The sequence below is a fragment of the Methylocaldum sp. genome (assembly GCF_039794385.1).
GTDB lineage: Bacteria > Pseudomonadota > Gammaproteobacteria > Methylococcales > Methylococcaceae > Methylocaldum.
Genome location: NZ_JBDIVO010000118.1, coordinates 1 through 12198, shown reverse-complemented (window position 1 = coordinate 12198; position 12198 = coordinate 1). Strand labels below are relative to the sequence as shown.

Here is a 12198-nt window from a genome sequence, read left to right as displayed (position 1 = left end):
TAAGTAGGTCGGCAATCCTTTGCCGACACAGCGGATCTGTCGGCAAAGGATTGCCGACCTACGGACTGAGCGGTGTCAGTTCACCTGCAATGCGGCTAACGATGCGACTATCGCACCGTTCGCTCGCGTATAATGGCCGCCTATGGCGATCAGGCAAGAATCGGTACATCGTTTTTCCGGTCCGGCAAGTTCCGGCCGCGAGCTTTTTTTTGCACGTCGAAGCTTTATACATTTATTCCGGCCGGCCGCGGTTCTGCTGCTGACTTTCCTGCTTGCCGCCTGCGGCAGTCCTCTGAACAATCCTTATCCGGCCGGGGACAAGGGCAGGAACATTCTTTATACCTCGTTCACCGAGCGGCCCAAGCACCTGGACCCGGCGCGGGCCTACAGCTCGAATGAATACGAGATCATCGCCCAGATTTACGAGCCGCTGCTGCAGTATGCCTATCTGAAAAGGCCCTATCAGCTCGAGCCGCTGACGGCGGAGGCTCTGCCAATAGTGACTTACCTCGATAAGGATTTGCGTCCGCTCCCGGACAACGCGCCTGAGGAACGGATAGCGTACAGCGAATACGATATTCGCCTTCGTCCGAACATCCTGTTTCAGCCTCATCCGGCATTCGCCAAGAACGGCGATGGACACTATCGCTACCATGCCATGACCGAAGACGAATTATCGGAAATCAGGACCATCGCCGATTTTGCCGAAACCGGCGCCCGAGAGCTGACGGCCGAGGATTACGCTTATCAGATCAAGCGGCTGGTGCATCCCCAGCTGCATTCTCCGATCGCCGAGATGATGAAGAGTTATATCGTCGGTCTCAAGGAGACGGGCGAGCGGATGGCGAAGGATTTCGAAGCCCGGTCCGATAAATCCGAATTTTTCGATATTCGCGGCTATACCGTGGAGGGCGTCGACATCGCCGATGCGCACCGCTTGAAGATCCGGCTGCACGGCAAGTATCCGCAGTTCCGCTTCTGGCTGGCGATGCCGTTTTTTGCCCCCATGCCCTGGGAGGCGGATGCGTTTTATGCCCAGAGGGGGTTGATCGAAAAGAACATCACCCTCGACTGGTATCCGGTCGGCACCGGCGCCTATATGCTGGCGGAGAACAATCCGAACCGGCGCATGGTGTTGCTGAAAAACCCCAATTATCACGATGAGTTCTACCCGGCAGAGGGCGAGCCGGAGGATGCGGCGAAGGGTTACTTGAAGGATGCCGGGCAAAAGCTGCCGTTTATCGAGAAAGTCGTCTTCACTTTGGAAAAGGAAACGATTCCCTATTGGAACAAGTTCCTGCAGGGCTATTACGACGCCTCGGGGATCGCTTCGGACAATTTCGATCAGGCCGTCCAGTTCACCGGGCAGAACGATGCCGAACTGACGCCGGAGATGAAGGCCAAGGATATCCACTTGGAGACGGCGATCACGACGACCATATTCTATATGGGCTTCAACATGCTCGATGCCACGGTGGGCGGGCTGGACGAGGCCAAATCCAAGCTTCGCCAAGCCATCAACATCGCGGTCGATTACGAGGAATTCATCGATATTTTCATCAACGGACGCGGCGTTCCGGCCCAGGGGATTTTGCCTCCGGACATTTTCGGTCACGTCGAGGGCAAGGACGGGATCAACCCTTACGTGTACGACTGGGCGGACGGCGCGCCGCGCCGCAAGAACATTGACGCCGCGAAAAAGCTCCTGGCCGAGGCCGGCTACCCCAACGGTGTCGACGCCAAGACCGGCAGGCCCTTGGTGCTTTATCTCGATACCGTGGCGCGGGGCCCCGACGACAAATCGATTCTGAACTGGTACCGCAAGCAATTCGCCAAGCTCGGCATTCAGCTGGTGCTGCGCACCACCGATTACAACCAGTTCCAGCAGAAGATGCTGAACGGCAACGCACAGATTTTCATGTGGGGCTGGAATGCCGATTATCCCGACCCGGAAAACTTCTTTTTCCTGGTGTACGGCGAGAACGCCAAGGTGGGCAAGGGCGGAGAGAACGCGGCCAATTATAAGAACCCGGAATTCGATCGCTTGTTCGAGCGTATGCGCAACATGGACGACGGGGAGGAGCGTTTCCGTATCATCCAGGCCATGCAGGAAATCCTTAGGCACGATTCGCCCTGGTTATTCGGTTATCATCCCAAGGCTTTTTCGCTGCATCATGACTGGTTCCGCAACCTCAAACCCAATCTGATGGCCAACAACGGGCTCAAGTACCGGCGCATCGAAGCCGAGCAGCGGGAGCTCAAGCGGGCGGAGTGGAACCGGCCGATCTATTGGCCGCTGGCCGCGGGTTCGGGGCTGCTGGTCGCGGCGATCGTCCCGGCCTATTCGACCTATCGCCGCCGCATGAGGTCCACCGCGTTATGATCCGCTATATCATCCGCCGCGTGCTCTACGCTCTTCCGCTGCTTTTGGGCGTGAACATCCTGACCTTTCTGCTGTTCTTCGTGGTGAATACGCCGGACGACATGGCGCGTATGCATCTCGGGGAGAAGCATGTCACCCAGGAGGCGGTCGAAGGGTGGAAACACGAGCGCGGCTACGATTTGCCCCTGTTCTGGAACGATAAAGCGGAAGGCGCCGAGAAGGCGACCCGGACGATTTTTTATCAGAAGTCGGTGGGTCTGTTTATGTTTCGGTTCGGACGTTCCGACAGCGGACGCGAAATCGGCGCCGATATCCGTCAGCGCATGTGGCCGTCCCTCGCCATCGCGGTGCCTTCGCTCATCGTCGGGCTTTTGGTGCACATCAGCCTGGCGCTACTCCTGGTGTTTTTCCGGCTGACTTATCTGGAGTTCTGGGGCATTGCCTTGTGCGTCGCGCTGATGTCCGTTTCGTTCCTGTTCTATATCATCGGCGGGCAATATTTGCTGGGAAAACTGCTGCAGCTCACGCCGATCTCGGGTTACGACTCCGGAATCAACGCCATCCGTTTCCTGATCCTGCCCCTGGCCATCAGCGTGGTCGCCGGCATCGGTTCCGGCGTGCGCTGGTACCGGACCTTGTTTCTGGAAGAAGTGGAGAAGGATTATGTCCGCACCGCGCGCGCCAAGGGGCTGTCCGAGCCGCAGGTGCTGTTCGGACATGTGCTCAAAAATGCCATGATTCCCATTCTGACCGGGGTGGTCGTGGTGCTGCCCCTGCTGTTCACCGGCAGTCTGATCACCGAATCGTTCTTCGCCATTCCGGGGCTGGGCAGCTATACCATCGATGCCATCAGCCAGCAGGATTTCGCCATCGTGCGCGCCATGGTGTTTCTAGGCTCTGCGCTTTACGTCCTCGGTCTTCTGCTGACCGATCTTTCCTATACGCTGGTCGATCCAAGGGTGAGGCTGGGTTGAACAGGACTCGCAAGCGTTGAAAGAGGCGCTGCGCATTGCAACAGTATCAAATGTGGAAACGAGCATGAACAGAGAATACACGGCTATCACCAAGCAAATTGGTGAATGGTGGGTTGGGTGGATCGAAGAAATTCCGGGCGTGAATTGTCAAGAGAAAACTCATGAAGAGTTATTGAAAAGTCTCAGGATAACTCTGATCGAGGCGCTGCAATTCAATCACGAGGAGGCGAGTTCTCGTAGGGTGGGTTAGGCCGCGAGGCCGTAACCCACCGAGAGACCTCGGATTGGTGGGTTACGCTGCGCTAACCCACCCTACAATTAATCTTCTCAAGATTTGCAAGGACTTAGGTGTGCCGCTCGCAAAGTAATCCGACATGTTGAAGCTGCTCTGGACCGACATTCTGTTCTTCATCCTGCTGGCGGGGTTCGCCGTGCTCGTCGTCCGGGCCAGGGGCCGCGAGCACTTGCGCCGGCCCTGGCGCAAGGTGGCGCAGAGCCGCAGCGCCATGGTGTCGCTGGTGATTCTGCTGGCTTACCTTTTCATTGCCGTATTGGATTCGATCCACTTTCATCCGCGGATTGAAGGCGAAAATGGGCAATACCAAGGCGAGGTGATCAGCGTGCTGGACAGCTGGATGACGCCGATCCGGACGCGCGTGGAGAAAACCTATTCGGCGCCTTTTTCGTCCTACGCCTATGCCAAGGAAATGATCCGTCAGCCGGACGGTACGCAACGATGGGACTATCCCCGTTTGCAGTACGGCGGCGCGCATCTGGCCGATCCGGAATACGAGAAAATAGCGGATATCCTGACGATCGGCATGAAGGGATTTGGAAAGGGAGTATTGGTCTGGCTATTGCTGGCTTTGCTGGTCATCGCCAGGCGCAGCCGCCAGGACCGTATCGGTCCGGCCGAGAGTTTCAAGCGCATCGCCCTCGGCCGAACGGAAATTCCGTGGCGGGCCGCATTACTGACGCTGTTTCTCATTTTGGGGTGCGGCGGAATGCTGGGGGAGCTGGGGCTGCGCTATCACGTGCTCGGCACGGACAAGGTTGGCGAGGACGTGTTCTACCAAAGCCTCAAGAGCGTTCGGACCGGGCTTTTGATCGGCACCCTGACCACCTTCGCCACGCTGCCGCTAGCCTTGGGATTCGGCATCCTCGCCGGTTATTTCCGCGGCTGGGTCGACGACGTGATCCAGTATCTTTACACCACCCTCAATTCCATCCCCGGCGTGCTGCTCATCGCTGCCGCCATGCTCATCATGCAGGTGTACATGGCCCGGCACGAGGACGACTTCGCCAGCCTGGCGCTGCGGGCCGATTTCAGGCTGCTGTTTCTTTGCCTGATTCTCGGCATGACCAGCTGGACCGGCCTGTGCCGCCTGCTCCGCGCGGAAACCCTGAAGTTGCGCGAAATGGAATACGTTCAGGCGGCTCGGGCGCTGGGCGTCAGGCAAGGCATAATCCTGGTGCGGCATATCCTGCCCAACGTATTCCATCTGGTGCTGATTTCGGTAGCCCTGGATTTCAGTTCGCTCGTGCTGGCCGAGGCCGTGCTGTCGTACGTGAATATCGGCGTCGATCCCACCATGGAGAGCTGGGGCAACATGATCAACAGCGCCCGGCTCGAAATGGCGCGGGACCCGGTGGTGTGGTGGTCTTTGGCGGCCGCGTTTCTGTTCATGTTCACCCTGGTGCTCGCCGCCAATCTCTTTGCGGATGCCGTGCGGGATGCTTTCGATCCGAGGCGGGCGGAGTAATGGACTAGCCATTGTCATCATGTTCGATAAGACCATGGTATTTTTTCCAGATTCCCGGAGGTAGCTTTTCATGAAATTAAAAGTGATCGTCCATCAGGCCGAGGAGGGCGGTTATTGGGCTGAAATTCCTGCGATTCCAGGCTGTGCTTCTCAAGGCGAAACCTTAGAGGAGTTGTTGGCGAATCTTCATGAGGCCGTAGAAGCTTGCTTGTCCATTGAGGTCGAGGAGAAAGGTCTCGCACAGACGGACAGGATTTTGGAGATCGCCGTTTGAAAACCATTTCCGGCAAAGCTTTAGGGAAATTGCCGGAGCGGCATGGATGGGAGCTAAAGAGAATCAACGGCAGCCATCATGTCTACGGAAAGCAAGGTTATTCGGCGCGTATTTCGGTTCCTGTTCACGGCAATGAGCCGCTCAAAATCGGGCTTCTAAAACATTTTCTTAAGGTGGCCGAAATTTCGGAGCATGAATTGTGAGTGTTGTCTCTGAGGTGCTGGAAACCGGTGTAGAGCGGCAACCGGCCAGCTCGCTTTTGTCGGTCTCCGATCTCCACGTGAGTTTCCGTCAGGGCGCGGAGCTGATACCTGCCGTTAGCGGGGTTTCGTTTCATATCGACAAGGGCGAGACTTTCGCCCTCGTGGGCGAGTCGGGTTCGGGAAAATCGGTCACGGCGCTGTCGGTATTAAGGCTCTTGCCCCACAATGGACGAATCATGAGGGGGCAAGTGAGTCTTGGGGGCACCGATTTGTTCGGGTTGCCGGAATATGCCATGAGCGCCATCCGTGGGCTGCGCATCGGCATTATTTTCCAGGATCCCATGAGTTCGCTGAACCCGGTCATGACGGTAGGACGGCAAATCGGCGAAGTCCTGCGCTTGCAACGGGGTTTGCAGGGCAGGGCGGCGAGAAATCGTGCCTCGGAGCTCCTGGATCATGTGGGACTGCCGAATCCGGAGCGGCATCTGAATGAATATCCCCACCAGCTTTCCGGCGGCATGCGGCAGCGGGTCATGATTGCCATCGCTCTGGCCGGGGAGCCGGACCTCTTGATCGCCGACGAGCCGACTACCGCTTTGGACGTGACGATTCAGGCGCAAATTCTGGAGCTTCTCGAGCGACTGAAGCGCGAAAGCGGAATGGCGCTGTGGCTGATCACCCATGATTTCGGCATCGTCGCGGAACTGGCCGACCGCGTGGCCGTCATGCGCGCCGGCAAGATCGTGGAACAGAGCGATCGAGAAGGGTTTTTCGAAAAACCGGAGCATCCTTACAGCCGCGAGCTGTTCACGGTCATGCCCCGCTTGGACGCCTGCCTAGCCCGGCCCGAAACACATCATTCGGACCCGCTGCTAGTCGTGGAGGACTTCAAGGTCCATTACCCGATCAAGCGCGGCATCCTTCAGCGGACCGTGGATTATGTCAGGGCTGTGGATGGTGTTTCGCTTTCGGTGGCGCAGGGCGAGACCCTGGCCCTGGTGGGCGAGTCCGGATGCGGCAAGACTACCCTGGGCAAGGGGATTCTCAATCTGATCGAGAATTCCGGTGGGCGGGTCCGCTTCGATGGCGCCGATATCACCGGGCTTCGCGGCGAGGAACGCCGGAAACGTTACGCCGAGATGCAGATCGTGTTTCAGGACCCGTATTCCTCCATGAATCCGCGCATGGTCGTGGGCGACATCGTCGAAGAGGGACTACGTGCCTTGCATCCGTCCATGATCGAGAAGGAGCGGCGCGAACGAGTCGAGGATTTGCTCCACAGCGTCGGTTTGCCGAAAGAGGCCCGATTGCGTTATCCGCACGAATTTTCCGGCGGACAGAGGCAGCGCATCTGCATCGCGCGGGCCTTGGCTGTCGATCCCAAGCTGATCGTGTGCGACGAGCCGACCAGCGCCCTCGACGTTTCGGTCCAAGCCCAAATTTTGAAGCTTTTGAGGGATCTGCGCGATCGGCGTGGTCTCAGTTATTTGTTCATCACCCACGATTTGGCCGTGGTGGCCGAGTTGGCCGATCGGGTGGCGGTCATGCACCGGGGCAAGATCGTCGAAATGGGGTCGACTCAGCAAGTTCTTTTTAAGCCGGCTCACTCTTACACCAAGCGTCTGTTGGAGGCAGTGCCGAAGTTAAGAAAGGGACAAAAATAGTTTCTCTCACTTCCAAGTGACAGTGAGCGGAACGAAACGCCTTATGGCCGCTCGGCTGAAATGAAAAAGCCGGGCGCAAGGCCCGGCTAAATGCAGATCGATAACAGGCGTTCGTCTAGTGCTGTACCGCCGGCAAAGCGCGAGGATCGCCACTGGCGTCATTAAGACAGCCGGGCTGTTCAAAGCCGGCCGTGACGCCATCCTTGTTGCCGTTATACTGGTCGAGAATGAGGTTGTCCGGACGGTCGGGATCGCCCGATACGCCGCCGACGCCTTGCATCTGGTCTAATTGCAGGTTATTCCGAACGCGCCAGGCGATGTTGTGGTCGGCACAGGACGTGTCGCCGCTGACACCCACGGCACCAATGATCTGTCCATTCTTGTAGAGGCCCAATCCTCCCCCGAATACGTTTACACCACCGGGACGTTTGCCCACCATCGGGTCATTTGCCTGACCATAGTGCTTCGGGTGACCGCCGTAAGCCACGTCGGGATTTACCGGATTGCTGAACTGAAGGCCGTACAAACTGCCGCCGAGCATCGTTTCCGCGTTGGCGCCGGAGGTTCCTTGCGCGGCCGAGTAAAGGTTACCGGTGGAGAGTGCTAGGCCATTAAGGCTAAATGCATTAGCCGTATTGGCTTTTTGGGCGGAAATTACGCGGCTGCCGGGCCATTGGGCGCCACGGTTAGCTCCGGAGAAGGCAACCGCACAGACTACGCCATCACGATTGACGATGGTGCCCCACATGTCGAAGTCCAGTCCGCTGCTTTCGCTGGCAACGGCGCTGATGAGAGCATTTTTCAGCTCGGCATGGGAGGGCAAACCGTTGCACGCCTCCTTGCCAGCGGAAGAATCCGCCATAACATTGCTGCAAGCCAAGGCAGCCGCCCCCAAGGCTATTATTATTTCTCTTGATTTCATAGCAGAATTTCCATTCGTTTGTTGGTGTTGAAAGACAAATAAAGTTATTGAGCGTACCGTCCGCAGCCGGCGGATTACAGGCAAATTAAGAAAAAAGCCCAAAAAGCATTAATTAACAGGGTTTGAAGTCAGATTCCGACAATAACAGGAGCATAAAGCGGGCCATGTCTTTTGTCCCAGTGTTGCAAAAGACAATACGGGCTTTCCAGGAAGCGATTTTCCATTAAATCTAGATTGCTAAGACAAATGGCACGACTATAAACCGGCTATACCGTTTGCGACTGTAAAAAAAACTGACATTTTCTGTTATCAAGAAGCCGGAATGAGTGATTAATCCGGATAAACCTATGTCCGTATCCTTTTTCATATGTTTTTACATCTTTATCAGGAAGTTAAAGTGTCAGCTTTTTTTACAAATAAGCCGAATCGGTTAGCGCCAGAACACTCCTTCAGGTAACGTTCCAGACTTTCCGGTCAATCGTCCCTCGCCCGATTGATGCAGCAGCGCAAAAATTTCGGCGGCGGCTTTTTTCTCGGTTTCCCCCCAGCTTTTGATTCTTCCGTCGCAGTAATGCTGTCGCAGGGCGTTTTGAATCCGTTCGTCGGTTTCCTGCGTTAAGGGGACGACCTTGCGCCAAACGGCGTCCGACTCGCAGATCGATTTTTGGGCCGCGTCCGCCGCCTTCAAAAATCCTGAAAGCGCATTCGCGTGAGCATTGGCCCAGTCCTCCCCAAAAACATAACCGAGACTCGGTACATCGGCGTCTACCCCCAAGCCTCGAAGTATGCCGCGTCCATCGATAAGACGACGATAATTCTGAGCCTCCAGTTTGGCGGCGAAATTCCAGTAATTCAGGACGGCGTCCAGCTTGCCTTGTTGCAACTGTTGGTTGAGCAGCGGCGGCGCGCCGAAGACCTTGTCGGCGGACTTGTCGAGGTCCAGGCCGTGCTGTTTTTGAGCCAGAGCGCGCAGCAGCAGCCAGTTTTTGTCCAATCCGCCGCCCGCGATGCCTAGCCGCTTTCCCTTGAGATCGGCGATCCCTTGGATGGAAGAGCCGGCCGGTACGATCAACGCCCCATGGCTGGTTGAGTAGGGCAGAAAAGTGACATCCATGCCTTGCCCGCGCTGATTGGCCACCCAGATCCAATCGGACACGATTAAATCGACGCTTCCCCCTTGCAGGGCGATTTTCCCCGCCTCGGCGCTGGCAAGGGGAGTTGTTTCTATGGTGATCCCCTGTGACTTATCGAGTTTTTCCTCTTGAATAACGGCAAGCTCCCAGTTGAGCGTGCCGAAGGCCAGCATACCGATTTTGATCTTTTGATCGACGGTTTCGGCACAAACGTGACCGGCAGCGATCAGGGCGAGGAAAATCGAGCTGATGATTCGCATACGCATGATTAATCCATTGTTCAGAAAGAAAGAATGTTAACGATGCGGACTATCTGCACCGGCAGACAATCGGGCTGAAGCGAGGGCATGTCATCGCATGGACGCTTCGCTCAAAATTCTTGCCAGTTTAGGGCCGTTCACCGCGGTACAGTATTCGCGTTCGACAACGGCTCGTCCGGCTTGTCCCAATCGGATGCGCAGGCCGGCATTATGCAAGAGTTCCAGCAGGGCGGCTCTCCACTCCGATTCGGTGGATGCGAGAAAGCCGTTGACGCCATGCTCGACGATCCTGAGGTTGGCTCCGACCGGCGAGGCGACCACGGGTTTGTGGCAGCCCATGTACTGGATGAGTTTATAGCCGCATTTCCCCCTTTCCCAAGGGGTATCGGACAGGGGCATGATGCCGACGTCAAAGCGCCGGATTTCGTCCACTTCGGTTTGTTCCGACCAGTCGCGATACTCGATGTCGATATCGGAGAGCTGCAAATGCGCGGCTTCCGCCCCCACCACTTTTATCCGTAAGGGATGGTCCCGTGCTATCGCCGAAAAAACGTCGTTCAAATTTCGCAAATACTGCGCCGTAGTGGGCGAACCTATCCAGCCGATGGTGAAGACGGCGTCCGTATCGGTCGGATTCAGAGGATAACGGTTCAAGTCGATCGAGGTCGGAATGAGTTCCACGCGTGCGGCGCCGGCTTTAGTCGCCCGCTCGGCCAAATATTCGCTTCCCGCGATCACCGCTTTGGAATGGCGCATGACGCGGTCTATCTTGTCGCCCAGGATTTTGCGGATGACACGACTGGCATGGCGATCGTAGCGGTGGAAGATGGCGTCGTCGTAATCGACGACATAGGGGATTCCCGCGCGCGCCATCGCGGTCTCGATCCAAGCCGGAAGCCAGGGCAATGCCTCCGCTTCGATCCAGATCAGGCCGTATGCGCGTAATCCCATCAGGGATACGATCCGCCTGCCGTAGCCGGCGAGCGCATAGCGCAGGGATTTTCCGTTTCCGGCATAGAATCGTTCGAGATACTCGTCCTTGAAGAAAGGCGCGACCGTGATCCGAAATCCTTGGCTCTCGAGATAGGCTAGATATTGATACGAGCGGAGCCGGCTGCTGGCCCCGAGTTGGCCGTAGCGGCTAAGAAGCAGAACCTTCATTTATCGGTCGACGCGTCTGGCCCAAACCGTCATCCGTGCGGTTTGGCCGAGCCGGCTCAGGATCAGGGCCAGCGGATAAAGGGGCAGGTTGAAAATTTCGGGATGCCGCTTGAGGAAGCGGGAAACGGTCGAATTGGGCCATTTGTCTTCGATGAGATAAGCCGTGCTCGCCATTAAATCGGTCATCACTTTCTGGTAAAGAATCTTCTCGATGCGCCAACCCGTAGCGTTCAGCAGGGCTTCCAAAGTCTCCGGGGTGAAGTGGTACAAATGGGCGGGCAAGTGCAAGGGGAACCATCGCTGCCCGAACCAGCCGAGTTGGAAGCAGGCTGCATTGGGAACCGAGATGGCCAGCCAGCCGTCCTTCCGGGTCCAGCGATGCAGCTTGTTGAGCGCGAGCACAGGGTCGTGCAGGTGTTCCAGCACCATCCAGCCTACTACCAGATCGAATCGTTCGGCGGGTTCGGGCGCCGATTCCAGGCTTCCGCAATGAACCGAGAAGCCTGCATCCTGAGCATTTTTCGTCGCCGCGGGCGAAAATTCGATGCCTTCCACTTGCCAGCCTTTATCGGCCATTCGCGCTAGAAAGCTGCCCGAGGCGCAGCCGATTTCCAGCATTCGTCCCGGTTCGAGTGCGGGCAAGGACAGGCTGTGTATCCTCAAGGCATTTCTGACGAATTCCTTAATGGCATTCGCCGCTGTTCTGAAACGCGAATGGGTAATGCGGGTGCCGGCGTAAGGCCCGTAAGTCTCGGGATAGTAATAGCCGATGGTGTCCGCGGTCGGTCTCGGATCGGTTCGCAACAACCCGCACGCCGAACATCGAACCACGGAATACGTGCCGGGCAGGTCATGCAGTCTGTCCCTTCCTTGCAGAACCAATTCATCGCGGCTTTCGCAGCCCATGGGACAGGGCTTGCTTTCAAGAGCAATAGAATCTGGCGTATCAGTTGAAACCATATTGATGTTTAGCGAGAGCTGGCTAGACGGGCTTTATCGATCCACGCCAAGCCCAGACCGATCGGAAGGCTGATCCCGAACAGCAGCGGAAAGCCGACTTCCGCCAAGCTGGCATATAAGGATTCTCCGGCATGGACCGAGTATCGGATGAAGTTGGCCATATTCTTGAGCTTGGGTTTGATCCCGGTGGGCAAGCGTACCGCTTCGCCGTAATAAAGCCGAGCGCCTCTCGGGCTTCGATAGCGTATTGCCCTCGCTTTGGCGGTCAATCCGTCGGGCAGATACTGGATGATCCGCATCACCTCGTTGACGCACCGGAATCTCGGATTGAGCCGGTTGAACACGACACCTTCCGCCAGGAATTTTTCGCCGGGAATTTCCGGAAAAGGATATTGGCGCAGCAGGTCGGTGACGACGAAATAACACTTGTCGCCTTTCATGTTCATTTCAAACCAGTATTCCCGATGGCTCATGTCCATGGAGTCCCGGGGAAACCTATTC

12 protein-coding genes are annotated in these 12198 nt (G+C 56.8%); 7 read left to right on the top strand and 5 right to left on the bottom strand.

Features of this window, described 5'->3' with window-relative positions:
• Window positions 1-142: 142 nt before the first annotated feature.
• The 7 genes from ABJK70_RS11915 (at window position 143) to ABJK70_RS11885 (ending at window position 7261) form a co-directional block, all read left to right on the top strand.
• Entirely contained in the window at window positions 143-2383 is a 2241-nt protein-coding gene (locus ABJK70_RS11915; protein ID WP_086135304.1) for an ABC transporter substrate-binding protein, read from the top strand.
• On the top strand, window positions 2380-3357 hold the full coding sequence (locus ABJK70_RS11910) for an ABC transporter permease (protein WP_086135305.1): 978 nt from the start codon (window positions 2380-2382) through the stop codon (window positions 3355-3357). Before ABJK70_RS11915 ends, ABJK70_RS11910 begins: the two co-directional genes overlap by 4 nt.
• Window positions 3358-3421: 64 nt before the next feature.
• Window positions 3422-3607: a hypothetical protein gene (locus ABJK70_RS11905; protein ID WP_086135306.1), complete on the top strand. Its 186-nt coding sequence runs from the start codon at window positions 3422-3424 to the stop codon at window positions 3605-3607.
• A gap of 124 nt (window positions 3608-3731) precedes the next feature.
• Window positions 3732-5120, top strand: a complete 1389-nt coding sequence (locus ABJK70_RS11900) for an ABC transporter permease (protein ID WP_086135307.1) — start codon at window positions 3732-3734, stop codon at window positions 5118-5120.
• Window positions 5121-5190: 70 nt separating this feature from the next.
• The gene (locus ABJK70_RS11895) at window positions 5191-5394 is read left to right on the top strand and encodes a type II toxin-antitoxin system HicB family antitoxin (protein ID WP_077728933.1); all 204 of its coding nucleotides are present in this window, start codon (window positions 5191-5193) and stop codon (window positions 5392-5394) included.
• A complete protein-coding gene (locus ABJK70_RS11890) occupies window positions 5391-5597 on the top strand; it encodes a type II toxin-antitoxin system HicA family toxin (protein ID WP_077728934.1) in 207 nt (68 codons plus the stop codon). The genes ABJK70_RS11895 and ABJK70_RS11890 overlap by 4 nt, the downstream gene beginning before the upstream one ends.
• Window positions 5594-7261, top strand: a complete 1668-nt coding sequence (locus tag ABJK70_RS11885) for a dipeptide ABC transporter ATP-binding protein (RefSeq protein ID WP_347258088.1) — start codon at window positions 5594-5596, stop codon at window positions 7259-7261. The genes ABJK70_RS11890 and ABJK70_RS11885 overlap by 4 nt, the downstream gene beginning before the upstream one ends.
• Before the next feature lie 115 nt (window positions 7262-7376).
• On the opposite strand, the gene ABJK70_RS11880 is transcribed toward ABJK70_RS11885, so the two are convergent.
• From ABJK70_RS11880 to ABJK70_RS11860, 5 genes are all read right to left on the bottom strand, one after another.
• Entirely contained in the window at window positions 7377-8123 is a 747-nt protein-coding gene (locus ABJK70_RS11880) for a heme-binding protein (RefSeq protein ID WP_347258087.1), read from the bottom strand.
• A gap of 490 nt (window positions 8124-8613) precedes the next feature.
• A complete protein-coding gene (locus ABJK70_RS11875) occupies window positions 8614-9582 on the bottom strand; it encodes an ABC transporter substrate-binding protein (protein ID WP_347258086.1) in 969 nt (322 codons plus the stop codon).
• Window positions 9583-9666: 84 nt separating this feature from the next.
• Window positions 9667-10737, bottom strand: coding sequence for a glycosyltransferase family 4 protein (locus tag ABJK70_RS11870; protein WP_347258085.1), 1071 nt, complete (start codon window positions 10735-10737; stop codon window positions 9667-9669).
• Window positions 10738-11643 (bottom strand): class I SAM-dependent methyltransferase, encoded by a 906-nt coding sequence (locus ABJK70_RS11865; RefSeq protein WP_347258084.1) that lies wholly within the window; start codon window positions 11641-11643, stop codon window positions 10738-10740.
• Between the two features lie 62 nt (window positions 11644-11705).
• Window positions 11706-12198 (bottom strand): hypothetical protein (locus ABJK70_RS11860; protein ID WP_347258083.1); only part of this gene is annotated, 493 nt, incomplete at its 5' end.

What these genes read in the sequence shown, in the direction of transcription:
- ABJK70_RS11865 (WP_347258084.1), bottom strand. Translation starts at nt 11,643, where the DNA reads ATGGGCTGCGAAAGCCGCGATGAATTGGTTCTGCAAGGAAGGGACAGA.
- ABJK70_RS11895 (WP_077728933.1), top strand. Translation starts at nt 5,191, where the DNA reads ATGAAATTAAAAGTGATCGTCCATCAGGCCGAGGAGGGCGGTTATTGG.
- ABJK70_RS11905 (WP_086135306.1), top strand. Translation starts at nt 3,422, where the DNA reads ATGAACAGAGAATACACGGCTATCACCAAGCAAATTGGTGAATGGTGG.
- ABJK70_RS11900 (WP_086135307.1), top strand. Translation starts at nt 3,732, where the DNA reads ATGTTGAAGCTGCTCTGGACCGACATTCTGTTCTTCATCCTGCTGGCG.
- ABJK70_RS11915 (WP_086135304.1), top strand. Translation starts at nt 143, where the DNA reads ATGGCGATCAGGCAAGAATCGGTACATCGTTTTTCCGGTCCGGCAAGT.
- ABJK70_RS11870 (WP_347258085.1), bottom strand. Translation starts at nt 10,737, where the DNA reads ATGAAGGTTCTGCTTCTTAGCCGCTACGGCCAACTCGGGGCCAGCAGC.
- ABJK70_RS11875 (WP_347258086.1), bottom strand. Translation starts at nt 9,582, where the DNA reads ATGCGTATGCGAATCATCAGCTCGATTTTCCTCGCCCTGATCGCTGCC.
- ABJK70_RS11880 (WP_347258087.1), bottom strand. Translation starts at nt 8,123, where the DNA reads ATGGCGGATTCTTCCGCTGGCAAGGAGGCGTGCAACGGTTTGCCCTCC.
- ABJK70_RS11910 (WP_086135305.1), top strand. Translation starts at nt 2,380, where the DNA reads ATGATCCGCTATATCATCCGCCGCGTGCTCTACGCTCTTCCGCTGCTT.